Annotated in this window: 24 protein-coding genes; 11 read left to right on the plus strand and 13 right to left on the minus strand. The window is 64.4% G+C overall.

Annotation, left to right across the window (positions count from 1 at the left end; genetic code table 11):
* The first annotated feature begins 6 nt into the window (after positions 1-6).
* From queE to AB7290_RS34045, 5 genes are all read left to right on the plus strand, one after another.
* The gene (queE, locus tag AB7290_RS34025) at positions 7-642 is read left to right on the plus strand and encodes a 7-carboxy-7-deazaguanine synthase (RefSeq protein ID WP_085402518.1); all 636 of its coding nucleotides are present in this window, start codon (positions 7-9) and stop codon (positions 640-642) included.
* A 17-nt stretch (positions 643-659) separates the two neighbouring features.
* Entirely contained in the window at positions 660-1,025 is a 366-nt protein-coding gene (locus AB7290_RS34030; RefSeq protein WP_028153666.1) for a 6-pyruvoyl trahydropterin synthase family protein, read from the plus strand.
* Between the two features lie 115 nt (positions 1,026-1,140).
* Positions 1,141-2,028, plus strand: coding sequence for an oxygen-dependent coproporphyrinogen oxidase (hemF, locus tag AB7290_RS34035; protein ID WP_085402517.1), 888 nt, complete (start codon positions 1,141-1,143; stop codon positions 2,026-2,028).
* Positions 2,019-2,768 (plus strand): HAD family hydrolase, encoded by a 750-nt coding sequence (locus AB7290_RS34040; protein ID WP_094184197.1) that lies wholly within the window; start codon positions 2,019-2,021, stop codon positions 2,766-2,768. Before hemF ends, AB7290_RS34040 begins: the two co-directional genes overlap by 10 nt.
* A 329-nt stretch (positions 2,769-3,097) precedes the next feature.
* Positions 3,098-3,304 (plus strand): YodC family protein, encoded by a 207-nt coding sequence (locus tag AB7290_RS34045; RefSeq protein ID WP_028153663.1) that lies wholly within the window; start codon positions 3,098-3,100, stop codon positions 3,302-3,304.
* 76 nt (positions 3,305-3,380) lie between these two features.
* On the opposite strand, the gene AB7290_RS34050 is transcribed toward AB7290_RS34045, so the two are convergent.
* The 4 genes from AB7290_RS34050 to AB7290_RS34065 form a co-directional block, all read right to left on the minus strand.
* Positions 3,381-4,313, minus strand: coding sequence for an outer membrane protein (locus AB7290_RS34050; RefSeq protein ID WP_085402516.1), 933 nt, complete (start codon positions 4,311-4,313; stop codon positions 3,381-3,383).
* Positions 4,314-4,428: 115 nt separating this feature from the next.
* On the minus strand, positions 4,429-5,010 hold the full coding sequence (locus AB7290_RS34055; protein WP_085402515.1) for a TetR/AcrR family transcriptional regulator: 582 nt from the start codon (positions 5,008-5,010) through the stop codon (positions 4,429-4,431).
* 146 nt (positions 5,011-5,156) lie between these two features.
* Entirely contained in the window at positions 5,157-6,623 is a 1,467-nt protein-coding gene (locus tag AB7290_RS34060) for an amidase family protein (protein WP_085402514.1), read from the minus strand.
* A 299-nt stretch (positions 6,624-6,922) separates the two neighbouring features.
* On the minus strand, positions 6,923-7,858 hold the full coding sequence (locus AB7290_RS34065) for a LysR family transcriptional regulator (protein ID WP_063986632.1): 936 nt from the start codon (positions 7,856-7,858) through the stop codon (positions 6,923-6,925).
* Positions 7,859-7,956: 98 nt separating this feature from the next.
* On the opposite strand from AB7290_RS34065, the gene AB7290_RS34070 reads away from it, so the two are divergent.
* Positions 7,957-8,283 carry a hypothetical protein gene (locus tag AB7290_RS34070; RefSeq protein ID WP_085402585.1) on the plus strand — a complete coding sequence of 109 codons (327 nt, stop codon included), beginning with the start codon at positions 7,957-7,959 and terminating at the stop codon, positions 8,281-8,283.
* A gap of 138 nt (positions 8,284-8,421) precedes the next feature.
* On the opposite strand, the gene AB7290_RS34075 is transcribed toward AB7290_RS34070, so the two are convergent.
* From AB7290_RS34075 to AB7290_RS34085, 3 genes are all read right to left on the minus strand, one after another.
* Positions 8,422-9,120, minus strand: coding sequence for a helix-turn-helix transcriptional regulator (locus tag AB7290_RS34075; protein WP_085402513.1), 699 nt, complete (start codon positions 9,118-9,120; stop codon positions 8,422-8,424).
* 87 nt (positions 9,121-9,207) lie between these two features.
* Positions 9,208-10,137: an NAD(P)-dependent alcohol dehydrogenase gene (locus AB7290_RS34080; protein ID WP_085402512.1), complete on the minus strand. Its 930-nt coding sequence runs from the start codon at positions 10,135-10,137 to the stop codon at positions 9,208-9,210.
* 13 nt (positions 10,138-10,150) lie between these two features.
* The gene (locus AB7290_RS34085) at positions 10,151-10,531 is read right to left on the minus strand and encodes a nuclear transport factor 2 family protein (protein WP_085402511.1); all 381 of its coding nucleotides are present in this window, start codon (positions 10,529-10,531) and stop codon (positions 10,151-10,153) included.
* A gap of 231 nt (positions 10,532-10,762) precedes the next feature.
* On the opposite strand from AB7290_RS34085, the gene AB7290_RS34090 reads away from it, so the two are divergent.
* Entirely contained in the window at positions 10,763-11,770 is a 1,008-nt protein-coding gene (locus AB7290_RS34090; protein WP_161495872.1) for a class I SAM-dependent methyltransferase, read from the plus strand.
* A gap of 52 nt (positions 11,771-11,822) precedes the next feature.
* Here the strand turns inward: AB7290_RS34090 and AB7290_RS34095 are convergent, their stop codons facing one another.
* The 6 genes from AB7290_RS34095 to AB7290_RS34120 all read right to left on the minus strand — a co-directional run bounded on the left by AB7290_RS34095 (position 11,823) and on the right by AB7290_RS34120 (position 17,894).
* A complete protein-coding gene (locus tag AB7290_RS34095; RefSeq protein ID WP_085402509.1) occupies positions 11,823-14,012 on the minus strand; it encodes a PQQ-dependent dehydrogenase, methanol/ethanol family in 2,190 nt (729 codons plus the stop codon).
* 308 nt (positions 14,013-14,320) lie between these two features.
* Positions 14,321-15,091 (minus strand): sulfite exporter TauE/SafE family protein, encoded by a 771-nt coding sequence (locus tag AB7290_RS34100; protein WP_028158256.1) that lies wholly within the window; start codon positions 15,089-15,091, stop codon positions 14,321-14,323.
* Positions 15,088-16,344: a CCA tRNA nucleotidyltransferase gene (locus AB7290_RS34105; protein ID WP_085402508.1), complete on the minus strand. Its 1,257-nt coding sequence runs from the start codon at positions 16,342-16,344 to the stop codon at positions 15,088-15,090. The genes AB7290_RS34100 and AB7290_RS34105 overlap by 4 nt, the downstream gene beginning before the upstream one ends.
* A gap of 10 nt (positions 16,345-16,354) precedes the next feature.
* Positions 16,355-16,618, minus strand: coding sequence for a DUF6111 family protein (locus tag AB7290_RS34110; protein ID WP_014497409.1), 264 nt, complete (start codon positions 16,616-16,618; stop codon positions 16,355-16,357).
* Positions 16,615-17,286, minus strand: a complete 672-nt coding sequence (locus AB7290_RS34115) for a CoA pyrophosphatase (protein WP_085402507.1) — start codon at positions 17,284-17,286, stop codon at positions 16,615-16,617. The genes AB7290_RS34110 and AB7290_RS34115 overlap by 4 nt, the downstream gene beginning before the upstream one ends.
* On the minus strand, positions 17,283-17,894 hold the full coding sequence (locus AB7290_RS34120) for a DUF1285 domain-containing protein (RefSeq protein WP_085402506.1): 612 nt from the start codon (positions 17,892-17,894) through the stop codon (positions 17,283-17,285). The genes AB7290_RS34115 and AB7290_RS34120 overlap by 4 nt, the downstream gene beginning before the upstream one ends.
* A 258-nt stretch (positions 17,895-18,152) precedes the next feature.
* On the opposite strand from AB7290_RS34120, the gene AB7290_RS34125 reads away from it, so the two are divergent.
* The 4 genes from AB7290_RS34125 to AB7290_RS34140 are packed head-to-tail and all read left to right on the plus strand — an operon-like array spanning position 18,153 to position 24,976.
* The gene (locus AB7290_RS34125; RefSeq protein ID WP_071916189.1) at positions 18,153-19,151 is read left to right on the plus strand and encodes an AAA family ATPase; all 999 of its coding nucleotides are present in this window, start codon (positions 18,153-18,155) and stop codon (positions 19,149-19,151) included.
* On the plus strand, positions 19,151-20,095 hold the full coding sequence (locus tag AB7290_RS34130) for a DUF58 domain-containing protein (protein ID WP_063985164.1): 945 nt from the start codon (positions 19,151-19,153) through the stop codon (positions 20,093-20,095). The genes AB7290_RS34125 and AB7290_RS34130 overlap by 1 nt, the downstream gene beginning before the upstream one ends.
* Positions 20,092-22,905, plus strand: a complete 2,814-nt coding sequence (locus tag AB7290_RS34135; protein ID WP_085402505.1) for a DUF4159 domain-containing protein — start codon at positions 20,092-20,094, stop codon at positions 22,903-22,905. Before AB7290_RS34130 ends, AB7290_RS34135 begins: the two co-directional genes overlap by 4 nt.
* A 7-nt stretch (positions 22,906-22,912) precedes the next feature.
* Positions 22,913-24,976, plus strand: coding sequence for a hypothetical protein (locus tag AB7290_RS34140; protein WP_085402504.1), 2,064 nt, complete (start codon positions 22,913-22,915; stop codon positions 24,974-24,976).
* The last annotated feature ends 321 nt before the right edge of the window (positions 24,977-25,297 follow it).

A 25,297-nucleotide genomic window follows, 5' to 3' on the forward strand; every position in this document is an offset into this window, starting at 1 on the left:
AGATCATTGAGTTACGCGGTCAAGGAAATCTTCCTGACCCTGCAAGGCGAAGGCGCCCATGCCGGGCGCGCGTCCGTGTTCTGCCGCTTTGCCGGCTGCAACCTCTGGAGCGGCCGCGAGGCCGACCGCGAGGCCGCGACCTGTAAATTCTGCGACACCGACTTCGTCGGCACCGACGGCACGCTCGGCGGCCGCTATGCCTCGGCCGCGGAACTCGCCAACACCGTCGCCGCGCAATGGACGGCTGCCACCGACAGCAACCGTTACGTGGTGCTCACCGGCGGCGAGCCGCTGCTCCAGGTCGATGCCGCCCTGATCGACGCCCTCCACGCCCGCGGCTTCGAGATCGGCGTCGAGACCAACGGCACGATTGTGGCGCCTGAGGGGCTCGACTGGATCTGCGTCAGCCCCAAGGGCGGCAGCGAGCTCGTCCAGCGCCGCGGCCACGAGCTGAAGCTGGTCTATCCGCAGGCCCTCGCCGCGCCCGAGACCTTCGAGGGTCTCGCCTTCGAACGCTTCTCGCTGCAACCGATGGACGGACCCGAGGTTGCCCAAAACACCGTGCGTGCGATCGACTATTGCCTGCGCCATCCGCAATGGCGGCTGAGCGTGCAGACGCATAAATCGCTCGGCATCAGATAGGATTGGTTTTCGAACAGATGTGGGAATTGACGAAATCGTTCCGCTTCGAGGCGGCGCACTCATTGTCGGGGACGACCTTTGGCGCCGCAAGCGAAGAGATCCACGGCCACTCCTTCCGCGCCGAGGTGACGTTGCGCGGCACGCCCGACCCTGCGACCGGCATGGTGGTCGATCTCGGCCTCGTCCAGCGCGCCATCGAGGACGTGCGGCTCACGCTCGACCACAAATACCTCAACAAGATCGAGGCGCTGGGCACACCGACGCTGGAAAACCTCTCGCGCTTCGTCTGGGAGCGGCTCCAGCATATCGGCAAGCTCACCCGCGTCAGCATCCACCGCGACAGTTGCAACGAGAGCTGCACCTATTACGGTCCGCAGGGTTAGACTTCGTAGGGTGGGCAAAGCGAAGCGTGCCCACCAATCAAGACGACAGTGAATATGGTGGGCACGGCGCAAGAGCGCCTTTGCCCACCCTACGAGACCGGTTTTGGAATTGGACATGGACATCTCGACAATCGAAGACCGCAAGACGCGCGCCCGCGCCTGGTTCGAAGCTTTGCGCGACGACATCTGCGCGAGCTTCGAGCGGCTGGAGGATGACGCCCCCCAAAGCCTTTATCCGGGCGATGCCGGCCGCTTCAAACGCACGCCCTGGCAGCGCACCGATCATACCGGCGCGCCCGGCGGTGGCGGCGTGATGTCGATGATGTCCGGCCGCCTGTTCGAGAAGGTCGGCGTGCATTGCTCGACGGTGCACGGCGAATTCGCGCCCGAGTTTCGCGCCCAGATCCCCGGCGCGGCAGACGACCCCAAGTTCTGGGCCTCCGGCATCTCGCTGATCGCGCATCTGCGCAATCCGCACGTGCCCGCCGTGCACATGAACACCCGCTTCGTCGTCACCACAAAAGCCTGGTTCGGCGGCGGCGCCGATCTCACGCCGGTGCTCGACCGCCGGCGCACCCAGGACGATCCCGACACGCTCGCCTTCCACGCCGCGATGAAGGAGGCCTGCACGGGCCCGAACGGCGTTGCCGACTACGACAAGTACAAGAAATGGTGCGACGAGTATTTCTACCTGCCGCACCGCAAAGAGGCGCGCGGCATCGGCGGCATCTTCTACGACTGGCACGACAGCGGCGACTGGGACGCCGACCTCGCTTTCACCCAGGATGTCGGCCGCGCCTTCCAGAAAATCTACCCTGACATCGTCAGGCGCAATTTCGCGAGCGCCTGGACCGCTGAGGATCGCGAGGAGCAATTGATCCGGCGCGGACGCTATGTCGAATTCAACCTGCTCTACGACCGCGGCACCATCTTCGGGCTCAAGACCGGCGGCAACGTGGACTCCATCCTGTCGTCGCTGCCGCCGGAGGTGAAATGGCCATGAGCACCGCGATGCCTCCGCTGCCGCGCGCCATGCTGATCGACATGGACGACACCATCCTTTCGGCCTACGGCCGGCCCGAGATCGCCTGGAATACGATCGCAGAAGAATTTGCCGACGAGCTCGCGCCGCTGCCGCCGCAGCAGGTCGCGACCGCAGTTTTGGCCTTCGCACGAAACTTCTGGGCGAATGCGGAAGCCGCGTGGCGGATGAAGCTTGGCGAGGCACGGCGGCTCACGGTGCGGGGCGGCTTCGCCGCGCTCGCCGCCGACGGCCACCGCGCCCTCTCCGACGATCTCGCCGATCGCCTCGCCAACCGCTTCACGACCTATCGCGAAGAAGCGATCTTCGTGTTCCCCGGTGCGCATGATGCGATCGACTCTTTCAAGGCACGCGGCGTCAAACTCGCGCTGGTCACCAACGGCGCCGCCGACATGCAGCGCGCCAAGGTCGAGCGCTTCGAGCTCACGCATCGCTTCGATCACATCCAGATCGAGGGCGAGCACGGTTTCGGCAAGCCCGAGGAGCGCGCCTATCTGCACGCGATGGAGGCGCTCGGCGTCACCGCGAAAGACACCTGGATGATCGGCGACAATCTGGAATGGGAAGTCGTGACGCCGCAGCGCCTCGGCATCTACTCGATCTGGATCGACGTGCATGGCGACGGCCTGCCCGAAGGCTCGGCCGTCAAGCCCGACCGCATCATCCGCTCGCTGACCGAACTCGTGCCGGACCAGCCGTAACCCAGGCGAAAACAAAACATCGAAAACAACCCCATGCACAGTAGCCGGCTGCTGCAATTTCAACAGCTTGCCGCAAACGCAATGCATTGCTGATTTTACGAAATCATTTGACGCGTCGGGCAAAACAGGCGCATGATGCCATCATCGCCGCGCCTGGGACGGAATAGCCCCTGGTGACCTCGAGCGATCCCCCACTCGAACCTCTGCCATCGACGTTTCGGCAGTCTGTGCAAGCCGCAGCCAATTCACGGGTCCCATAGCCCGTGATCGGCCTGTCATGACGGCTTGCTAGCCTCCCCTCTCGTCGATCAACCCCGAAAGGACCATCCATGGAACTGAAAACCGGCGACGTCGTGATGCTGAAATCCGGCGGCCAGCCGCTGACCGTCGCAGAGGTGAAAGGCGACGACATCCTCTGCCTCTGGATGGGCTCGGAAGGCGATCTGTTCCGCGAGACACTGCCGCTGGCCGCGCTCGACCGCCTGGAAGTGGAAGATCACGACGAGGATGAGGACGAAGACGAGGATGACGAGTAGGCACGCCTAAGCGGCCTGCGATTGCGAGAAAGGGAGACCTGAAGTCTCCCTTTCTTCACGTCTTCAGATCCGCTGATCAGAAGCGATAGTTCACACCAACGCGGGCGATGTCGAAGCTCGGCTTGATATCGACGTGAGTCGCGATGACGCCCGTCAACCCGGCCGGCGATTGAAGCGAGCCGGTCAAGTTGTAGCCTTTCGTGCCGAAACCCATGTGCAGATACTCGCCCTTGACCGACCACCCTGCCCCCAGAGCATATTCGAAACCGCCGCCAACCGCGTAGCCGATCAGGACGGCGCTGTCAGAAGCGCTCATGGAGCCCAGCGGTCCCAGGGTTGGCGGGAAGAGGGCAGTGACGATACTGCCCGTAGCGTTCGCACTGACCTTGGTATCGGCCAACGCAATACCGCCGGTCGCGTAGAGCAACGCCGGCCCAAACGCATAACCCACTCGGCCACGGAAGGTCGCATACCAATCGGTGCTGACGGACGTGCTGCCGCTGAAATTGCCGCCGATGAAGACGGGAACAGCAATAGCCGAGTTGCCGGTGCTGGCCTTTGAATTGAGATACTGCCAATCAGCCTCGATGCCGAGCACCGTCTGCTCAATCTGCCAGTTGTAGCCGGCCTGGATGCCGGCGGTGACCCCATTACCGTTGCCGGACACGGGGTTGAAGGCATAGATGCCCGAACCGCCATTCGAGTTCACGATTGTCCCGGTGGCGTTCGACGCACCGTAGCTGCCCCAGCCATAACCAACGTTGCCGCCGATATAGAATCCCGTCCAGTTGCCCACCTGAGCGGGAGCCTTCGACGACATACGGACCGGCGCCAGATCCGCAGCCTGGGCTGTGATCGGGCCGAGAGCGACTGTCGACAGCAATACAAGCGAAAACTTCCTCATTTCAACACCCCCCTTATTGAGCCGCACTGGCGGCCTGCCAATCATCATGAAGCAAAACCAACGCAGCATCAAAGCGCGATTGAATGCGCGAATCAGATCGCCCAATCGTTGCGCTCGGAGCCGGCGACGCCCTTCGCTGCTCGGGGCGGACAATGCGACGCCGTGTCTGCTCTGTTTGGTGAAGCGGACCTCGAGGGACTGCCTCTCCCGGCTTCCTAATCTAGCGAGAGGGAGCTCGTGCCAAGTGCAAGGCGGCCTCAACGCCGCCTTCCAGGATCTGCTCCGCCTGCGCAGCGTTGGGCACGGCCCGCGCGAACTGAAGGGTGCCCACCATGAGGCCGAAGATGGCGGTCGCGCGGCGGCGGCTCGCTGATGCATCTGCGTCAGGAAGCAGTGCGGCCAATGTCGCAACGTAGCTTCGCAGCCCCTTCTCGTAATCTTTCCTTGTGGACAGGGGCTGTCGGGCGATTTCGGGGAGCAACGCCGCCGAGGGGCATCCGCCCGTCGGGTCTTCGAGGTGAGCACGGTTCAGGTATCTCCGGATCGCGCCCTCAAGGTCCGGGCCGCTCCGCTGATCCTCATCGAGGCGATGTTGCTGGTCGTCGAGCGCGCTCGCCAGCGCCTCGCGAACGAGCGCATCTTTGGATTCGAAGTGCGGAGAGAATGCGCCTTTGGTCAGGCCGGCCTCGTCCATGATCCCGGCGATCCCGGTGGCGGAGATGCCGTTCCGGCGCATGCACTTCGACGCCACATCGATGATCTGCCGTCGCGTCGCCGCCTTATGACCTTTCTCGAAGCGCATCTTCTCTCCTCTCCACCAATATCCCGCAGCCCTTACGCTGCGGCCGCTTCCAGCAAAGCTTGGAGGTCGCGATCAAGTTGCTAGGCCACTGGATCGACATCATCGCGGCCAAACCGACTGAAAACGGATGCTGGTCGATCACGACGTTAGATCGCACTCGACTCTGCGCCCAAGATGCCCTCGATGCCGCGGGCAAGGTTTAGAAGCCCTCGGTCGCTCCCTAAGGGGGCATCCAGCTCAAGCCCAATCGGCAGCCCCGCGCGAGACAAGCCAACAGGAAGGCTGACACCGGGCAACCCCACGCTGCTTGCCGACACGGTGCGGTTCGCCAAAGCGAGGTAGCTAACTTCCTGCCCCCCGATATGGACGGTCGCCTGCTCCTCGATCAAAGGCGCCGTGCAGGGCGTGGTCGGTTGCAGAATGACCAGCGCCCCATGAGAGACGAACGCCGTGTTGAGTCGGCGCTGGATTTCCGGCCGGCTCACGTCGAGCGCAGTCTGATAGGCCTCTGCCGAGGTAGCACCTGCGCCACCCGGCAGCACGATGTGCCCCCACGCCTGCCGAAGTTGGGGCTTAAGGCCCTCATAAATGGCCTCGAACGTGGTCGGAATGTCATGGCGGCGAAGAAATTCCGAAATTTCGCCCATCGTCTCATGAGCGAAGATGCCCCATGTTGCGGTTTGGACGAGGGAATTGAAATCGTCGCCAAGATCTACTTCAACGATCTCGGCGCCGGCGTCCTGCAAGCGCCGAACCACCTCGCGGAAGCGGGTCTCGACTTCCGAGTCCACCAGATCCAGGAACTGTCGCGGCGCGAAGGCCAGCCGGACTCCCTTCAGGTCGTAGCCGCCGTTGGAGAACTCCGCAGCTTGTTCACCGGTCACGACCTGATCCACCAAAATGCAGTCCTCGACGTTTCGGGCGAACACGCCCGTCGTATCGAGCGTATGGGAGATCGGCGCAACGCCGTCGCGTGGCCAACGTCCAGTGGTTGGCTTGAAGCCCACGACCCCACAGAACGATGCGGGTACCCGGATGGACCCAACGGTGTCACCGCCCAAGGACGCGGGAACGATGCCGGCGGCCACGGATGCGGCGGAGCCGCTCGAGGAGCCGCCCGACACGCGATCTCGTGCGTGCGGATTCTTCACCTGGCCATAACGTGCGTTGTGACCAGTCAAGCCGTATGACATCTCGACGAGGTTGTTCTTGCCGAAGACCAAGGCGCCTGCCCCCTTAATGGCCCGGACAGCGTCGGCATCTTCGCGCGGCACGAAGTGAGCGAGGCCTTCGACGCCCAGGCTGGTAGGTAGCCCTTTCGTCAAATAACTGTCCTTCACCCCAAGCGGCACGCCAAGGAGCGGGGCCGCCGATCCGGCCGCACGCGATTTGTCTGCGGCCCTCGCGGCCGCGAGCACCCCGGCCTCGTCGATAGTGATGAAGGCGTTCAGCTCGGCAAGCGCTCGGGCGCGCTGTAAGAGCGCCGCGGTGTAGGCCTCCGAGGTGATGTCGCCGTTGCGAATCGCTGCTGCAGCGGTTGCGAGCCCAAGCGAGTCGACATCTGTGGTTTGTCGCGATGCGACGTGGCGTGAGGCCGTGGTCGTGTCGTCCATGAAATCCTCGCTAGGAGCTGTTTGGCGGCACCCGGCCGCCGCCCAACAGCGGCTCAGCTCGATGCCATTACGGTCACAATATTAAATTACGATCGTAATTCAATAGAATTGGTGGCCTCGCCGGGGACACATGAGCGTGAGGTGCCGATGGATTACGGGCAATGATTGGTTTCAACGGCGATTTCTGCTTTGGGTCACAAGCCGGCATCGACCCAGGGCGCTGGAACGTCTGCTAAGGGGCTAAAAGGCGACATGCGGCCTGTGGAGTCGGCACCGCTCCACGCCGGGTAGCGGCCAGCTCAAAGCTCGGAGACCAATTCCACCAAGATCTGACGCAGCCACGCATGAGATGGATCGTGATCGTAGGAAGCGTGCCAGAGCAGTGAAACAGCTACGTCCTGCAAATCCACCGGAGGCTGGCTCAGGCTAAGCTTGAGTTCTGTGGCGAACAACCGAGCGAGCCGCGCGTGCATTGTCACGACGACAGGTGCGCGTGCCACCAAGGCAGGGACAGTGAGGAAGCGAGGCGTGGTCAGGACAACCGTCCGCCGCAATCCAAGTTTCTCAAGGGCGTCGTCTACCACGCCGCGCACAGTCCGGCCCGGCCGCAGGCTCGTGAGAACATGAGGTAACCGCACATAATCTTCGAGCGAGATTTGGGCGTCGGTGATGCCCGTTATCTCCTTGTTGAACATGCACAGATAGCTCTCATTGAACAGCAGACGCCGCTTGTGGTGGATCTGGCCCTGAGGAAAGACGTCATAGCCAATAGCGAGGTCCAGTTCGTCGGCATCGAGATCATCCAGAAGTCTCGACGAGTCGATGTTGTAGAGCCGCAGATGGACGCCAGGCGCGACCTCGCGCAGGCGTGCGAGGAGAGCGGGAAGGACCAGGATTTCCATGCTGTCTGGGAGTCCGAACCTGAAGGTCCGCTCTGCCGTCGCTGGATCGAATGCGTCGTCGCGTGAGACAATCGTTTGGATTTGAGACAGCGTAGCCCGCACCGGCTCTACCAGCATCACTGCACGAGGAGTGAGGCGCAAGCCGTCGGGCCCTCGCGTCAGAAGCTCGTCGCCGAACAGGTCACGCAGGCGGGCGAGGTTGTGGCTCATCGCCGACTGACCAATGCCTACACGGCCCGCAGCTCGCGTGACGCTACGTTCGCGAAGCAAGGCATCGAGGTGAACCAGTAGGTTTAGGTCGAGATGGCTTAGATTGACGGCATCGATACCCATCATCGATCCAATCTGTTTGATCAATGAGCATAGGCCGCCCATCTTATGTGGCAAGGGAACGGAGGGCGTGGCCCACCGCCCAGCTAAAGGAGATCAACATGTCAATCCGCAGTAGCCTTTTAGCCGCCACACTAGCCTTAGCCGCTTTTGGAACCGCTCATGCAGATAGCCTCAGGCCAATTCAGACAAAGAGCATCGATCTCGGCGGGGTGTCCGGCGTCGCCTATTACACCGTTGAGCGCGATGGGTTCCACGTCGTGACGACCCTTGCTCAGGGCGAGACGGGAACGCCAATCCGCGTAGTCTCTGTTCTTGCGCCAGGCCAAAGCGTTGTTCTCTCAACGTCCCAGCAGCCACGTGCGCTTGAAATCAGCCGGGCGGGCAACGAAGTGTTGGTCCGCAAGGCGGCGCCCGTCACAAATTAAGGTTCGAGCCTAGCGGGCGCGGTAATTTTCGGCGCCCGCTCTAACCCCGGAAGGCGTCAGGCGGCCCTCACGCCGGCGATGGTGAAGCGCACCAGCAGGTGATAGCTCGTCGGCATGGCGTCGGACCCGGTGGTGAGATCAGCCGAGAGTCTTGCGACGTTCCGCGTCGACTTGAGCCCGCCATTGCTTGACGAGATCGCGACGGCGACCGGGATAGCGTTCCGTCCTGAGCTTGATCTTTTCTATCCGATCCGCCCGGAATGAGCGGAAGTCCTTTCGCATTTCGCACCAGCCGGCAATGATGCGCCGGGAATCGAAAAAGCCGACGCCAATTGGCCAGATGATCCGCGTGGTCTTCGCGCCTTGCGGGTCGCGATACACAATGGAAAGCTTGTGTTGGTCGCGCATGGCTTGCCGCACGACGCGAAGGTCGACGGCTTCGGGTTGCTTCGGTCTGCGCCCTACGTGAAAGGCACTGTCGTCCAGCTTGTGTTGCAGCTCCGAGGGAAGGACCGCGCCAATTTTAGCGAGCGCGTCACGCGCCGCCAGCGCGAACTCATCATCAGTCTGGCGAGATACCCATTGGGCGCCCAGCGCCAAGGCTTGGATTTCCTGTTCCGAGAACATCAGGGGAGGAAGGAGGAAGCCGGGTTGCAAGACATAGCCAAAGCCAGGCTCACCGTCGATTTGTGCGCCCAAGCCCTGCAAGTCGGCGATGTCGCGATAAATCGTTCGCAACGACACACCCGCCTCAGCCGCAAGGTCGTTGCCCGACACCGGGGTGCGGTGCCGCCGCAAGATCTGCATGAGGTCGAATAATCGTTGGCTCTTCGACATAGACCAAGTCTAGCACGAATCCTGCCAAAAAATGGCAGTAGGCGTCGCGGGCGACGGGCGGCGGGGCTTTACTGGCCCAGACGGCATTTACATCGCTACCAGAGCCTTTCCGGCGAGCATGTGCCCGGCTTCAAGCGCCGCGATGAGCGGGATCGCATCGTTCAGACGCACGGTCTCAGCAACTGGCAAGCGCAGCTTTCCATTCGCCGAAGCGACGGCAAGGCCGTCAAGGATATCAGCCCGCGCGGTGCAGACGATCGGCTTGAGTTTCCGGTTGAAGATCGCACGGATGAACTTGATTGGCGCTGGATTGATATCGAGATACACGCCGCCTTCGCGAAGCAGGCCAACCCCGGCAGCAACCGCCATCGTTCCCGCCGTGTCATACACTACGTCGAAGCGTTCACGGATCTTCGACAGATCGGTGGCCCGATAATCGAAGAGAGGCTGGACGTCCAAGTCACGGGCTCGCTGCATCGCCTGCGCACTGCATGTCCCCGCGACGGTCGCCCCGAACATCTTTGCGAGCTGCACCGTGGCCTCGCCGACAGCGCCGGTGCAGCCGTTGATGAACACCTGGCTGCCGGATTTCAGGGCAGCCTTGTCCACGAGGCCGTTCCATGCGGTGACCCCCGGCGTAGCCAGGCAAGCCGCGTCCTCGAACGAGACTGAATCCGGCCTCCTGGCGACGAAGGTTTGGGGAGCGATGACGGCTTCCCCAAGCGCGCCGCCATGCTTTATCTGCGCCATGCCGAATACGGGATCGCCAATCTTGAAGCGCGTGACACCAGCGCCGACAGCGGTCACGATGCCGGAAAAATCGCTGCCCATGGCACGCGGAAATTTCTTCCCCGTCACCATTTTGAGATAGCCATTGCGCACCTTCCAATCGATGGGATTGATGGCGGCGAACTCGACCTTGACCGCGACTTCGCCGGTCCCCGGAGCCTTCAGCTCGAAGGCTTCGAGCTTCATCGTTTCAGGGCCGCCGTAGCTGTAATATTGAATCCGTTTCATGGTCGATCGTGCCTTAGTGCGGTTGGACGGTCGCCGTGTAGGCGGCGAACGGAGTCGCGTCGTAGATCACTTCGGTCGACGCGATCTTGCCGTTCTTCACCTTGAGGAGTTCCGCGACGACGGCGTTGGCAACCGGATGGGTGTCCGCGCTGTAAACGACGACAGCCTGATCATCGTCGCCGTAGACGGCGAGAACCGTGACCTTCTTGATCATGCGGGCGAAACCCTCGTGGAATTCGCGAAACTTCTGCATGCCGGCGATCCGCCCGCGTGGCGACGTGCAAACAACGTCGTCCGCCGACACGGAAGTAATCGTATCCACGCTCCTGCTGGCGATGGCCTCGATGTAGGTCTTGGCGATCTGCAGCGCCTGGCCGTTGCTCTGGGTTTTCATCGTCTTCCTTTCAGTAAAAATGCCCTGAAAGAAGACCTAGCGCAGGCCAGTGACAGATTCTGGCAGTAGGAAATCGGCGCAGCCGAAGGCGCCTTCGCGCCGCGAGCGGCCTGCCTCGCCTGTGCTGTCCACTGCCCCGGACCTCGCGCTCCGCCAACCTTCATTTGAATGATGACGAGACAATTGGTCGCAACCACTTTCCACCGAAAGGCCTGAATGAGGTCGGGAGAGATGAGCACCTGTCCAGCATGCGGCAGTGGATCAACTGCCAAACTGTTTGAAGTGACCGCAGATCAGGCCTCTCGATCCTTCGTCAGTCCGCGCCAGTATCCGGATCGCTCTCGAAAGTTAATAAGCCACCTGTCGCTGCTCTGGGGCCGCGACACCTGCGATATCCGCAAATGCGCGGATTGCGGATTCGGATTTGCAGATCCGTTCGTCGCGGGCGGCGCCGAGTTTTATAACCTGGCCGCGCCGCACCCTTCCTATCCAACCATGAAATGGGAGTATGAGAGGACGATCGAGGAGCTGAGCGGCCTCGGCACTGCCGGAAAAACGGCGATCGATGTCGGGGCCGGGTTTGGCTATTTTCTCGATCACATCAAGGACAAACTCTTTCGCGCGTCCGATATTTACGCGGTCGATTACAACGAAGCAGCGCAACAGGCCTTGCGATCGAAAGGCTACAAGACCTTTTCGGTCGACCTTCGGGAGGATGGCTTCACTCCGATGAAGGAGGCCTTCGACATCATCTTCATGTTTCAGGTGTTCGAGCACATGGACCGGGTGGATGACGTCTTCGCGCGATTGAAATACCTTCTCAAGGCGCAAGGCTCTGTCTTCATCGCCGTGCCGAATGATATCCGAACGCACTACATGGAGGGCCACGGATCGCTCATCGACATGCCGCCGAACCACATTGGCCGCTGGACGAAGGACGCGTTTGACGCGGTATGTCGACGACACGGCCTGCAATTGAGCATTTGCGAGCGGGAACCATTCAATCTCCTGAAGTTTCTCAGGGAAGACATCGTGGACAGCTTTTTGCGCAGTGCAGAGAAACCGGGCAGCGTCAGTGAGTTCGTGCGCGGCCTGCCGCGAAGCAAAGCGCAGCGGATTGGGCAGGCCGTGATCGCACTTGCGCTTGCACCATTGCGCTTGCCGGCATGGGCCTACGCGGCCAGGAACTCATCGACGCTCGGCAGTGCGCTCTGGGTGAAGATCGACAAAGGCGCGTGATGAGCGGCCACGGTCGAACGGGCCGCTCGCCGCCGCAGCGCCTGCTGACTCATCACCTGCTCTTCGGTCTGATGGCGTCAACAGTTCCCTGTATGAAGGCCTGGAGTTTCCCGACGTCCCCTTCCGTCAACTTGCCGCTGAAATCCGGCATGCCCTGGTCGCGGAATGGACCGTGGAAGAGGATATGCCTCAGATTGGTGATCTCTTCGGCGCTGGCGTAGCCGAGATTGATGATGTTGCCGCCGCGGCCGACGCCAGGCACGCCGTGGCAGGCGACGCAGGCTGCCGCGACATAGATCTCGCCGCCTTCCCTGATGTCCTTCGGATCATACTTCACGCCCTGCAGCAGACCTTCGGTCTGATATTTGACGAACGCTGGCAGCTTCGCCGTGCCGCCGAGTGCGTATGTGTAGATCGTTCCCGGGTTCTGGTACTCGGTCGCGCGGTGCGTCAGGCCGTAGGATCCGCCCCAGCCGACAGCAATCGAGATGTATTGCCTGTCGTCGACCATGTAGGTTGCGGCGGCCGCCACCGCGCCGGTGCCGGTCGGCATTTCCCACAGCTTGGTTCCGTTTGCTGCATCATAAGCGACGAAGCGGCCATCCGCCGTCCCCTGGAAAACCAGGTTGCCGGCGGTGGTCAGCGTCCCGCCGTTCCACGGCGACACGTGCTCGACGCGCCAGACTTCCTTTTGATGCACCGGATCCCAGGCGAGCAGACGTCCGAATGGGGCCGACTTCGGAGGGTTGAAAACGAAACCGATATTCCCGCCCAGCAAGCCGCCGAGCTTGCCCGGCGCAGCAGCATTCTGCGCGAACGACTTTTCCGGCGACAGATTGACCGGGATGTGCTGCGCCGGAAGGTAGACGAGGCCGGTCAGCGGATTGAACGACATCGGCTGCCAATTGTGAGCCCCGTCCGGTCCCGGAATCGACTCGTATTGATCTGCGTCGCGCGCCGCCGGCAGCTCAATCGGCCGTCCGTTGGCGTCGTATCCCGTCGCCCAATTCACATCGACAAAATTCTTCGCCGAGATGAACTTGCCGTTGGTGCGATCGATGACGAAGAAGAAGCCGTTTTTCGGCGCGTGCAGGATCACCTTGCGCGGCACAACGTCGATCTTGATGTCGGCCAGGATCATCGGCTGGGTCGATGTATAGTCCCAATTGTCGCCGGGCGTCTCCTGATAGTGCCAGATATACCGGCCCGTGTCGGCGTTGAGCGCGACGATCGAGCCCAGATAGAGATTGTCGCCACCCGACGGACTGCGAAGCTTGCGATTCCAAGGGCCGCCGTTGCCAGTGCCGACATAGACCATGTTCAGATCGGGATCGAACGTGATCGAGTCCCATGGCGCGCCACCGCCGCCGTTGATCCAATACTTCCCTGAGGGATCCCAGGTCTTCGCCGCGGCTTCCATCGAGGCGTCTTCAAATGGCTTCGATGGATCGCCGGGCACGGTGAACCAGCGCCAGAGCTGATGACCGGTCTCGCTGTCGTAGGCCGTGACGTAGCCGCGCACACCATATTCGGCACCGCTCTGGCCGATCACGACCTTGCCGTTGAAGACGCGCGGCGCGCCGGTGATCGTGTAGGAATGATCGTGATCGATCAGCGTGTCCGTTTCCCAGATCTTGGCCCCGGTCGCTGCATCGAGCGCGATCAGGCGCCCGTCATAGGCGGCTTCGAAGACCTTGCCCTTGTAGAGTGCGAGGCCACGGCTGACAGCGTCGCAGCACCCGCGATAGGTCTTTGACCGGTCAACACCCGGATCGAACGACCAGATTTTTATTCCGGTCCGCACGTCAATGGCATGGACCACATTCCAGGGGGCCGACTGATACATGATGCCGTCGACGACGAGGGGCGTTGCCTCGATGCCGCGCGATGATTCCAGATTGTAACTCCAGACGAGCCCGAGATCCCTGACGTTGTCAGTGTTGATCTGATTGAGCTTGCTGAACCGCGTTTCGGCGTAGTCGAGGCCGACGGTCGGCCAATCCCTGGATCTCTTCGTATTGGCTTCAATGAAGTCGCTGTCGACTCTCGAGATATTCGCCTTGATGCGGTCCGGCTTCGCCTCGGTCCCACTCTGCGCCCATGCACTGGAAGGGAGAGAAAGACCCAGGAGAGCAGGAAAGAGAACAAGAACAGCACTGATCTCCCGGAAGGCAATCTGAATCCTGGACCGATTGCTCGACTTTTTTTCAGGCCATTGGCACTCTGTGTTGGATCGTCCCATGCCTCACCTTCCTCCGTGCATGTCGAGACCACGATGCGTGCGCATGCCTGCGCCCGCTTCCGTTGATATGAAGTCTCAAACCTGCCTCGACGGTGCTACTGAAGCATTTCAGTCCTGACATGCCCGATTGCAGTTGTAAGAAAGCGTCCTGCTTGGCCCACCGGCCGACGGCCGTCATCGGCGGAAATCTTTTCAACCCTCGGCAGTCAGGATCGGCCGTTTCGGCTAGCATTTGGTGGCGTGCAAGCATCGGGACGGAATGTCCGTCCTTGAAAGGACATCGCGAACGCCAATCGGACCGGAGTCATCTATGCGATCAGCGACCTTGCCGCCGCCGAGATCATCACCAGCCCGCCGGTGATGACAGCGACATCGAGGATCGCCGTGTGGATATGCACCGGCATGCGTTCGACAAAAGCCTTTGCGAGGAATGCGCCGGGGATCGCAATCGCGCCGATCAGCAGCGCGAAGGCGAGCACCTGTGCGGTGACGGCGCCGGCCAGCCCGAACACCGAGATCTTGATGAGGCCGGTGCCGAGCGAGATCATCGCGTCGGTCGCGATCACGGCGGCGCCTTCGAGACCTGCGGCCATCAGCAGCGAGAGCAGGATCACGCCGGAGCCGGAGGTGCCGCCGACCAGCACGCCATAGCCGACCGAGCCGGCCGCAAGGCCGGTGTCGCCGATCCTGACCTGGCGGCGGCGGAGCACGCGGCGCAGCGGCACGCTGAGGATCAGCATGGAGCCGATCACGAGCGCGGCGCCCGCATTGGTCAGCCGCGTGTAGCCGTAGGCGCCGAGCGCGGTCGTCAGCGCCGCACAGGCGAGCACGATCAGCGCGCGGCGGCGGTCGGCATAGCGCAGATAGGCGAGCGCACGGCTCGAATTGGTGAAGATCGCGGAGATCGCGATGATCGGCACCACGGGCTCGGCGCCGACCAGCGGCACCAGCACGAGCGGCATCAGCGCGCCGGTGCCGTAGCCGGCGAGACCACCGATGATCGAAGCAAACAACGCCATCAACGCGACCAGCAGGAGCTGAAGGATCGAGATGTCGGCGAAGCCTGAGACGATGGTCACGTTCTCTCATCGCGGCTGACGCGTGCCGCTGCTTGATCGGCGATGGAAGCGAGCGCGGCTTCCTCTAGGGGAAAATCCGCCGCAAGCCAAGCGTCCTCGGCAAGCGTCAGCACATGCCCGAGCGCGGGTCCTTCCGCCATGCCGCGGGCGATGAAGTCGGCGGCGCGAAGCGGAAATTTCGGCGCAATCCAGCGCTGCGGCAGCTCGGCGAGCGCACGCCAGCGCGACGATCCGACGTCGCCGCCGGCCCGCGCCCAGCCGAGCAACACGCGATCGTGATAGCGCTCCGCGCCGAGCCGGTAGAGCAACCGTCGCGCATTGGCCTCGTCCTTGGTGGCGAAGCGCCACCAGCGATGCCCCATCGAATCCAGCGCCTTGCTTTCTACATTGGAGAGCCGCAAGCGCGTGGCGACGCGCTTGGCATCTTCGGTCACGGCGACCGTCAGCGCGGCGAGCCGCCGCGTGCTGCTTGCCGGCAAGCCAAGCTCGCCCTCGATCGCGATCATGGCCGACAGCGGCCCGGTATAGACGACGCCTCCGCTCAGCGCTTGCAGCAACCCGCCATCCGCCATCGCGACCGCAGCGTCAGAGGCACCGTGAGCGACCAGCAGCTTCAGCATCTCCATGCGCACCCGCTCGGCCGACAGGCTCGCAAGACCCGCGCGGCCGCGGATGCAGGCGAGATAGCCGTCGCGGTCGGGCTCGCCGGCCCCGAAGGCGGCGTGGATGCGGAAGAAGCGCAGGATGCGCAGGAAATCCTCGGCGATGCGCTGGTCGGGATCGCCGATGAAGCGCACGCGTCGCGCGGCCGCATCCGCGATCCCGCCGACATAGTCGTAGACGACGCCCATCGCATCGGCCGAAAGTCCATTCATGGTGAAGTCGCGGCGCTCGGCGTCCTTCACCCAGTCGCGGCCGAACGCGACCTTGGCCTTGCGGCCGAAGGTCTCGGTGTCCTCGCGCAGCGTCGTGACTTCGTAAGGCGTGCCGTCGATGACCAGCGTGATGGTGCCGTGGTCGATGCCGGTCGGCACGCTCTTGATGCCGGCAGCCTTGGCGCGCCGCATCACCTCGTCGGGCCGCGCCGTGGTCGCGATGTCGATGTCGCCGGGCACGAGACCGAGCAACGCATTGCGCACGGCGCCGCCGACCACGCGCGCTTCCTCGCCGTTGCCGTTGAGCAGCGTCAGGACGCGCGCCGTCCCGCCAGAGGTCAGCCAGGGCGCATTGGCGAGTAACGGCTCTGCGCTCATGGTCCAGCCCCTATTTTTCCACGCCCGGCACGAGCCTGCCGTTCTCGATATGGGCGGGAACGTAGGTCGAGTCCGGTGCGGCGCCGGAGAAATGCGCGAAGCCGATCAGCCCCGCGATGACAAGCACGAGCGCGGCCAGGACAAGGCGCGCGACGACGGTGACCGGCCAGGACGATCGCGCGAACAGGCCGGAGCGGGTGGCGGCCAGGAACAGCGCATAGACGGCAAAGGGGATGAGGAAAATTCCGATCTCGGTCAGAACCGGCCGGATCATGATGAGTAGATCCGCTCATACAGCACACGCAACATTCCGGCCGTCGCACCCCAGATGTAGCGTTCCGCGAACGGCATCGCGTAGTAAAAGCGCTCCATGCCGCGGAATTCCTTGCTGTGCACCTGGTGGTTCACCGGGTTCATCAGGAAGGATAGCGGCACCTCGAAGGCATCATCAACCTCCGAATGGTTGATGGCGAGCTCGAAGCCGGGCCGCACCTTGGCGACCGTCGGCAGGATGCGGAAGCCGAAAGCGGTGCCGTAGAGATCGAGATAGCCGATCGGCTCGACGAAGTCTCTGGACAGGCCGACCTCCTCCTCGGCCTCGCGCAAAGCCGCATCGAGCGGCGAGGCGTCGGTCGCGTCGATCTTGCCGCCGGGGAAAGCGATCTGGCCGGCGTGGTCGTTGAGATGCGCCGAGCGCTGCGTCAGCAGGATGGTCGGCTCGGGACGGTCGACCACGGCGATCAGGACCGCAGCCGGCCGCACCGGCTGCTCGCGCGCGACGATCTCGAGCATCTTGTCGGTGCCGGGATCGCCCGAGGCGGGGATGACGTTCGGATCGTAGAGGCCGGGCGGCACGTCGAAGCCGAGCCTCGCCCGGGATCGGGCGAAGAAATCGGCCGCGCCGATCACGACCGGACCGCTCTTCAGGATAGGCTTGTTCAAAGTGCGGCCCTCACCTGCTCCGCGTCGGCCATGGCGAAGAATTCGCCGGCCGACTCGACGCCGAACATCGGCTGGCCATCGACCATCCGCTCCTCACCCATGTCAACCAGATCGTAGTAGAGCGCGCGGGTAACCTTGGCCCAGAGATCGGCGCGGACATGCAGGTATGGTGTCAGCCCGCCCTCCCTGGCCTGCTCGAAGCGCAGCCGGTGCGCGGCATCGCAGGTGACCCAGTCGTCGACATTGGTGCGGAAGCGGAGCACGCGATGGTTGTCCTCGCCGTCCTGCTGCATCTCGACCGCCATGAACGGCGCGTCGTCGACGCGGATGCCGACCTTCTCCACGGGCGTGACGAGGAAATGCTTGCCGCCCTCGCGCTTCAGGATGGTCGAGAACAGGCGGACCAGGGCGTGTCGTCCGATCGGCGTGCCCATGTAGAACCAAGTACCGTCAGAAGCGATTCGGATGTCGAGATCGCCGCAAAACGGCGGATTCCACAGATGCACCGGCGGCAGGCCCTTCTTGGCGCCTTCGGCATCGGCGGCACTTTTGGCGGCGGCAGTCAGCCCCTCAAGACCTCGATCGGCGCTCTGCCCTTGGTTCGCCATGGTTTGCCCTGACTTTGTCTGTTGGCACGATTGGTGCAGGTTTTACGTTGTACCCGGGTGCGCGGTTCCACACCGGATTAACCCGGTGTGGAGGTCGCCACTTCGTGATGCCCTACATATCCCTAAGCCGATAAGGTGGGGATAGGTTAATTCAACGAATACATGGCCTTCCTGCAAGTCTAGCATAGGGCCCATGTGCGACTTGTGATGATCTGACGACGCAAGCAGGCCGCGTGGCGGACTTTAAGGAGCTGACGGATGGCGGAAAGTGTCGAGAAACTGGAAGACGGAATCGTCCGTTCGGCCGAGCAGGTGTCGAGCCAGATTCGCGCGGCGAAAGACGCAATCGCGTCCGTCATCTTCGGCCAGGATCGGGTGATCGAGAACACGCTCGTCACCATCCTCTCCGGCGGTCATGCGCTGCTGATCGGCGTGCCCGGCCTCGCCAAGACCAAGCTGGTCGAGACGCTCGGCATCACGCTGGGCCTCGACGCCAAGCGCATCCAATTCACGCCCGATTTGATGCCGTCGGACATTCTCGGCGCCGAAGTGCTCGACGAGAGCACCGCCGGCAAGCGCTCCTTCCGCTTCATCTCCGGTCCCGTGTTCGCGCAGCTGCTGATGGCCGACGAGATCAACCGCGCCAGCCCGCGCACGCAGTCGGCGCTGCTCCAGGCGATGCAGGAGCAGCACATCACCGTCGCCGGCGCGCGTCACGACCTGCCGAAGCCGTTCCACGTGCTCGCCACGCAAAACCCGCTCGAGCAGGAAGGCACCTATCCGCTGCCGGAAGCCCAGCTCGACCGCTTCCTGATGGAGATCGACGTCGACTATCCCGATCGCGACGCCGAGCGCCGCATCCTGTTCGAGACCACGGGTGCCGAGGAGACGCTGGCGAAGGGATCGATGAACGCAGATGCGCTGATCACTGCGCAGCGGCTGATCCGCCGTCTGCCGGTCGGCGATTCCGTGGTGGAGGCGATCCTGTCGCTGGTCCGCTCGGCCCGTCCGGGCGAGGAGAGCGGCGAGACCGGCAAGTTCATCGCCTGGGGTCCCGGCCCGCGCGCCAGCCAATCCTTGATGCTCGCCGTGCGCGCACGCGCGCTGATCGACGGACGCCTGGCGCCCTCGATCGACGACGTGCTCGACCTCGCCGAGCCCATATTGAAGCACCGCATGGCGCTGACGTTCCAGGCGCGCGCCGAAGGCCGCACGATTCCGGACGTGATCAAACAATTGAAGGCTCGGATCGGTTGATGGCCGCAGACAACGGGCACACAGCGAAGGAGATCATCGCGATCCGACGTGCCGATGGCGAAAGCCGTACGCTCGCCGCTTCGCTGCCGCGCCTGGTGCTCGAAGCCCGCCGTATCGCCGCCAACGTCATCCACGGCCTGCACGGAAGGCGCCGCGCCGGTTCCGGTGAAAATTTCTGGCAATACCGCCGCTTCGTCTCCGGCGAGCCGGCGCAGAACGTCGACTGGCGCCGCTCGGCGCGCGACGACCATCTCTATGTGCGCGAGCTTGAATGGGAAGCCTCGCACACGGTCTGGATCTGGCCCGATCGCTCGCCCTCGATGGCGTTCGCCTCCAAGACCGCGCGCGAATCCAAGCTCGAGCGGACGCTGATCGTCGCCTTCGCGCTGGCCGAGCTGCTGGTCTCGGGCGGCGAACGCGTCGGCATTCCCGGACTGATGGCGCCGACCGCGAGCCGCAGCGTCATCGACAAGATGGCGCAGGCGATGCTGCATGACGATGCCGACCGGCTGAGCCTGCCGCCGTCCTTCGTGCCTTCCGCGCTCGCCGAGATCATCGTGCTGTCGGATTTCTGGTCGCCGATCGCGGAGATCAAATCCACGCTCGCGGGCCTGTCCGGCTCCGGCGCGCATGGCACGATGGTGCAGGTGGTCGATCCCGCCGAAGAGTCGTTCCCTTATTCCGGCCGCGTCGAGTTCGTCGAGCCCGAGGGCTTCGGCGTGATCACGGCGGGCCGCGCCGAGAGCTGGGCGCAGGACTACACCGCGCGGCTCGCGCTGCACCGCGACCAGATCCGCGCCGAGACCAGCAGACTCAACTGGCTGTTCACGACCCATGCGACCGACCGCTCCGCCGCCGAGCTCTTGCTGTTCCTGCATGCCGGCATGCAGGTGAGCAAATCGGGCACCCGCACCACGACGATCAAGGTGGGGCCGGCCGCATGATGGGATTGCCGCTCGCCTTCACCGAACCGCTGCTCCTGATCGGCCTCGTCAGCCTGCCCGTGCTGTGGTGGCTGCTGCGCGTGATGCCGCCGCGGCCGCGCCGCATCGAGTTTCCGCCGACGCGCCTGCTGTTCGACATCGCACCTCGCGAAGAGACGCCCTCGCGGACGCCGTGGTGGCTGACCGCGCTGCGGCTCCTGGCTGCGGCGCTCGTCATTTTCGCCGCCGCCGGCCCGATCTGGAATCCGCAAACAGGCGCCGCCGGCAGCAAGGCGCCGCTGATGATCATGTTCGACGACGGCTGGAGCGCCGCATCGCACTGGGATGTCAGGGTCAGGGCCGCCGACGAGCTGATCGCCAATGCCGACAACGACCGCCGCGCAATCGCGCTGGTGCCGCTGTCCGAGCCGAACCGCGACATCACCCTGATGCCGGCGGGTGCGGCGCGCGTCGCACTGCGCCAGCTCGCGCCAAAGCCCTACTCGATCGATCGCGTTGAAACCCTGACCGCCATCGACCGCTTCCTGAAGGCCACCGGCGACTGCGAGATCGCCTGGCTGTCAGATGGCGTCGATACCGGCCGTGGCGAGGATTTCGTGCAGGGCCTGGGCAAGACCATCGGAGATCGCAGCTTGACGGTGTTCGAGGGCGGCACGTCCTCCCCGCTGGCGCTCGTCGCCGCCGAGAACGCCGCCGCCAAGATGACGGTGAAGGTGCTGCGCACCGACAGCGGCATCGCCGTCGGCACCGTGCGCGCGCTGGACCAGAAGTCCTCACCGATCGGCGAAGCGCGTTATTCGTTCGGCCCGCAGGACAAGGAAACCGAAGCCTCGTTCGACCTGCCGGTCGAGCTGCGCAACGACATCACGCGGCTCGATATATCGGGCGAGCGTTCGGCCGGCGCGGTGCAGCTGCTCGACAAGCGGTGGCGCCGCCGCGCCATCGGCATCGTCACCGGCACGACCAGCGAGACCGCGCAGCCGCTGCTGGCGCCGACCTTCTACCTGACCCGTGCGCTGGCGCCGTTCGCCGACGTGCGGCTCGCCGACCGGGGCTCGCCGCAGCAGGGCATCACCCAATTCCTCGACCAGAAGCTGCCGATGATCATCCTCGCCGATGTCGGCACCGTCGCTCCTGAAATCCGCGAGCGCCTCAACGCCTGGATCGACCAGGGCGGCGTGCTGGTGCGCTTCGCCGGTCCAAGGCTCGCGCAGGCCGAGGACGATCTCGTGCCGGTCAAGCTGCGCAAGGGCGGCCGCACGCTCGGCGGCAGCCTGACCTGGGAGAAGCCGCAGCATCTCGCCGCCTTCGCGGCGAACGGCCCATTTGCCCGCGTCGCCGTCCCCAAGGACGTCACCGTGAACCGCCAGGTCCTGGCCGAGCCCGACGCGGTGCTCGCCACCAAGAGCTGGGCCTCGCTGGAAGACGGCACGCCGCTCGTCACCGGCGAGCATCGCGGCAAGGGCCTGGTCAGCCTGTTCCACGTCAGCGCTGACATGCGCTGGTCTGACCTGCCGATGTCGGGCACCTTCGTCGAAATGCTGCGCCGGGTCGTCGACATGTCCGGCTACACCGCCAAGCCCGGGCCCGGGGTCGCGGCCGAGGCGAGCACCGAGACGGTGGCGCCGCTGCACATCCTCGACGGCTTCGGCGCGTTCGGCCCGCCACCGGCCACCGCAAAGCCGCTGCCTGCGGATTATCGCGACCGCGCTACGCCTGATCATCCGCCCGGCTTCTATGGTCCGGCAGAAGGACCGCTCGCCGTGAACACGCTCGCCGCTTCCGACCGCATCGCCGCGCTGAACACCGCAGGCCTGCGCGCCCGGCACGCGACCTACACCAATGCCGAGCCGCGCGACCTGCGCGGCTGGCTGCTGTCGACGGCGCTCGCACTGTTCCTGATCGACGCCATCATCGTCGCGGTGCTCGGCGGCGGGATCGCCGCGCTGCTGCGCCGGCGCGCCGCGACAGCCATGATCGTCGTCGGGCTGGCGCTTGCAGGCCTGGTGTCGCTTGCGCCCGCGCCGTCGCGCGCCGATGGCGCGTCCGACGAGTTCGCCATGAAGGCGGTGTCGCAAACCCGCCTCGCCTATGTCGTCACCGGCAATGCCGACGTCGATTCCATCGTCAAGGCCGGCATGTCCGGTCTGACGCAATTCCTTGCGCAGCGCACCGCGCTGGAAGCCGGCGATCCCGTCGGCATCGATCCCGGACGCGACGAGCTCGCCTTCTTCCCGCTGATCTACTGGCCGATCGTGCCGGGCGCGCCCAAGCCGCCGCAGGATGCCATCAACAAGATCGACGCCTACATGAAGCAGGGCGGCACCGTTCTGTTCGACACCCGCGACGCGATCGAAGCGCCGCCCGGCGAGAACGGCGCCGCACAGACCCCGGGCATGCAGACGCTGCGCGAGATCCTGTCGTCGCTCGACGTGCCTGAGCTCGAACCGGTGCCGCGCGAGCACGTGCTGACCAAGACTTTTTATCTGCTGCGCGACTTCCCGGGCCGTTTCAGCACCGGCCAGACCTGGGTCGAGGCCTTGCCGCGCGATGAGGACGACGACAGCGCGCAGCGGCCGGCCCGCGGCGGCGACGGCGTCTCGCCCATCATCATCACCTCGAACGATCTGGCCGGCGCCTGGGCGCAGCGGCTCGACGGTCAGTTCATGCTGCCGATGTCCGGCGGCGACGCCCGCCAGCGCGAATTCGCCTACCGCGCCGGCGCCAACATCGTGATGTACACCCTGACCGGCAACTACAAGGCCGACCAGGTGCACGCACCGGCCCTGATCGAACGGCTGGGGCAATAGGATCGACATGAATTACGGCATTGCGTTCACGCCGCTTGTTCCCACGATCGTCCTGTGGCTCGCGCTCGCCGCGATCGTGGTCGTTGCGCTCGTGCTGCTGGTGGCGCGTGCGCGCGGTGCAGCCGTGCGCGTGGCCGCGCTGGCGCTGTTCCTGCTGGCGCTCGCCAATCCCTCCTTCACCCGCGAGGACCGCGATCCGCTCACCTCGGTCGCCGCCATCGTGGTCGACAAGAGCCCGAGCCAGAATTTCGGCAACCGCAATCGCGAGGCCGCGCAAGCGCAGGAAGCGCTGGTCGACAGCCTGAAGAAGATCAAGGGCCTCGAGGTCCGCGTCGTCGACGCCGGACAGGCCGATGGCGAGACCGACGGCACAAAACTGTTCGGAGCGCTGGCCACCGCGCTGTCGGACGTGCCGGTCGACCGTGTCGCCGGCGCGTTCCTGATCACCGACGGCCGGGTCCACGACATCCCGGCCAACACCGCCGGGCTCGGCTTCCAGGCGCCGGTGCACGCACTGATCACCGGGCAGAAGGACGAGCGCGACCGCCGCATCGCGATCACGGCGGCGCCGCGCTTCGGCATCGTCGGGCAGACCCAGACCATCACCTATCGCCTCGACGACCAGGGCGTCACCGGCGAGCGCGCCAAGGTCACGATCCGCAGGGACGGCGAGGTCCTGGGCGAGCGCACGCTGGGAAGCGGCCAGAGCGCAAGCGTCGACGTCGACATCAAGCATGCCGGGCCGAACATCGTCGAGATCGAGGCCTCGCCGCTCGAGAAAGAGCTGACGCCGGTGAACAACCGCGCCGTCGTCGCCATCGACGGCGTGCGCGACAAGCTGCGCGTGCTGCTGGTCTCGGGCGAGCCGCATTCCGGCGAGCGCACCTGGCGCAACCTGCTGAAGTCCGACGCCAGCGTCGACCTCGTGCACTTCACCATTCTGCGTCCGCCGGAGAAGCAGGACGGCACGCCGATCAACGAGCTGTCGCTGATCGCGTTTCCGACCCGCGAGCTGTTCCAGCAGAAGATCAACGAATTCCAGCTGATCATCTTCGACCGCTATGCCCGCCAGGGCGTGCTGCCGATCGCCTATTTCGACAACATCGCGCGCTATGTCCGCGCGGGCGGCGCGGTGCTGGTCTCGGCCGGCCCGGACTATGCTTCCAACACCAGCATCTGGCGCACGCCGCTGGATTCGGTGCTGCCGGCAGAACCCGTCGGCGTGACCGAAAAGCCGTTCTATGCGCATCTGTCGGAGATCGGCAAACGCCATCCGGTCACGCGCGGCCTCGAAGGCTCCGCGAGCGAACCGCCGCGCTGGAGCCGGTTCTTCCGCACCGTCGACACCCGCAATGCGGTCAACCCGCCGGTGATGACGGGCGTCGACGGCAAGCCGCTCCTGTTCCTCTCGCGCTTCGGCGAGGGCCGCGTCGCGCTCTTGCTCTCCGACCATATCTGGCTGTGGGCGCGCGGCTATGAAGGCGGCGGCCCGCATCTCGATCTCTTGCGGCGGATGTCGCACTGGCTGATGAAGCAGCCTGACCTCGATGAAGAGGCACTGCGCCTCCAGGTGCAGGGCAAGGACCTCGTCGTGGTACGCCAGACCATGTCGGACAGCGTCCAGCCGGTCAGCGTGACCTCGCCGTCGGGCGTGTCGCAGGACCTGACGCTCGCGCCTGCCGATCCCGGCGAGTGGCGCGCCAGCCTGCCGGCCAGCGAGCTCGGCCTGTGGCAGGCGACCGACGGCACGCTGAAGGCGCTGATCAATGTCGGTCCGACCAATCCGAAGGAGTTTTCGGAAGTCACCTCGACGACCGAAACCCTGAAGCCGCTGACGCAGGCGACCGGCGGCAATGCCGTGCGCGTGGTCGACGGCACCAGCGTCGAGCTGCCGCGTATCGTGCCGGTGCGTTCGGCGAGCGTCTTCGCTGGCGATGGCTGGATGGGCGTGCGGATGCGCGACGCCAGCGTCGTGAAGGGCGTCGGGGTGCTACCGATCTTCGCCGGCCTGATCGGCCTGCTGCTGCTGCTCGGCGCGTTTGCCGCGACCTGGGTCCGCGAAGGGCGCTGAACTCCCGAAGCGAGATGAGACTCGCCTAGCACCGCGACGGCGGTGCGTTCCCTCCCCCCTTGCGGGGGAGGGCTAGGGAGAGGGGTGGCCCAGCAAAAGGTGCCGATTGTTAGCGATGCATCGCGTATGATTGCGCGACGGAAAGAGTCCCCGTGCGGCACCCCTCTCCCTGCCCCTCCCCCGCAAGGGGGGAGGGAACGGACAGAGCCCGCTGTTGGCCCAACTCGATTCAACTTCAACCCATCGCGCTCTAGTTGCCCGAACGACACATCGGTTCGGCTGCCTGCGCGCGTTGGTCCGCTCGCTGTTGACATCCGCTGA

Origin of the sequence: Bradyrhizobium sp. 613_E4_N2_2, assembly GCF_052075995.1 — a bacterium.
GTDB classification, from domain to species: Bacteria; Pseudomonadota; Alphaproteobacteria; order Rhizobiales; family Xanthobacteraceae; genus Bradyrhizobium; species Bradyrhizobium barranii.

What these genes read in the sequence shown, in the direction of transcription:
- AB7290_RS34030 (WP_028153666.1), top strand. Translation starts at nt 660, where the DNA reads ATGTGGGAATTGACGAAATCGTTCCGCTTCGAGGCGGCGCACTCATTG.
- hemF (WP_085402517.1), top strand. Translation starts at nt 1,141, where the DNA reads ATGGACATCTCGACAATCGAAGACCGCAAGACGCGCGCCCGCGCCTGG.
- AB7290_RS34040 (WP_094184197.1), top strand. Translation starts at nt 2,019, where the DNA reads ATGGCCATGAGCACCGCGATGCCTCCGCTGCCGCGCGCCATGCTGATC.
- AB7290_RS34045 (WP_028153663.1), top strand. Translation starts at nt 3,098, where the DNA reads ATGGAACTGAAAACCGGCGACGTCGTGATGCTGAAATCCGGCGGCCAG.
- AB7290_RS34055 (WP_085402515.1), bottom strand. Translation starts at nt 5,010, where the DNA reads ATGCGCTTCGAGAAAGGTCATAAGGCGGCGACGCGACGGCAGATCATC.
- AB7290_RS34060 (WP_085402514.1), bottom strand. Translation starts at nt 6,623, where the DNA reads ATGGACGACACGACCACGGCCTCACGCCACGTCGCATCGCGACAAACC.
- AB7290_RS34065 (WP_063986632.1), bottom strand. Translation starts at nt 7,858, where the DNA reads ATGGGTATCGATGCCGTCAATCTAAGCCATCTCGACCTAAACCTACTG.
- AB7290_RS34070 (WP_085402585.1), top strand. Translation starts at nt 7,957, where the DNA reads ATGTCAATCCGCAGTAGCCTTTTAGCCGCCACACTAGCCTTAGCCGCT.
- AB7290_RS34075 (WP_085402513.1), bottom strand. Translation starts at nt 9,120, where the DNA reads ATGTCGAAGAGCCAACGATTATTCGACCTCATGCAGATCTTGCGGCGG.
- AB7290_RS34080 (WP_085402512.1), bottom strand. Translation starts at nt 10,137, where the DNA reads ATGAAACGGATTCAATATTACAGCTACGGCGGCCCTGAAACGATGAAG.
- AB7290_RS34085 (WP_085402511.1), bottom strand. Translation starts at nt 10,531, where the DNA reads ATGAAAACCCAGAGCAACGGCCAGGCGCTGCAGATCGCCAAGACCTAC.
- AB7290_RS34090 (WP_161495872.1), top strand. Translation starts at nt 10,763, where the DNA reads ATGAGCACCTGTCCAGCATGCGGCAGTGGATCAACTGCCAAACTGTTT.
- AB7290_RS34095 (WP_085402509.1), bottom strand. Translation starts at nt 14,012, where the DNA reads ATGGGACGATCCAACACAGAGTGCCAATGGCCTGAAAAAAAGTCGAGC.
- AB7290_RS34105 (WP_085402508.1), bottom strand. Translation starts at nt 16,344, where the DNA reads ATGAGCGCAGAGCCGTTACTCGCCAATGCGCCCTGGCTGACCTCTGGC.
- AB7290_RS34110 (WP_014497409.1), bottom strand. Translation starts at nt 16,618, where the DNA reads ATGATCCGGCCGGTTCTGACCGAGATCGGAATTTTCCTCATCCCCTTT.
- AB7290_RS34120 (WP_085402506.1), bottom strand. Translation starts at nt 17,894, where the DNA reads ATGGCGAACCAAGGGCAGAGCGCCGATCGAGGTCTTGAGGGGCTGACT.
- AB7290_RS34125 (WP_071916189.1), top strand. Translation starts at nt 18,153, where the DNA reads ATGGCGGAAAGTGTCGAGAAACTGGAAGACGGAATCGTCCGTTCGGCC.
- AB7290_RS34130 (WP_063985164.1), top strand. Translation starts at nt 19,151, where the DNA reads ATGGCCGCAGACAACGGGCACACAGCGAAGGAGATCATCGCGATCCGA.
- AB7290_RS34135 (WP_085402505.1), top strand. Translation starts at nt 20,092, where the DNA reads ATGATGGGATTGCCGCTCGCCTTCACCGAACCGCTGCTCCTGATCGGC.
- AB7290_RS34140 (WP_085402504.1), top strand. Translation starts at nt 22,913, where the DNA reads ATGAATTACGGCATTGCGTTCACGCCGCTTGTTCCCACGATCGTCCTG.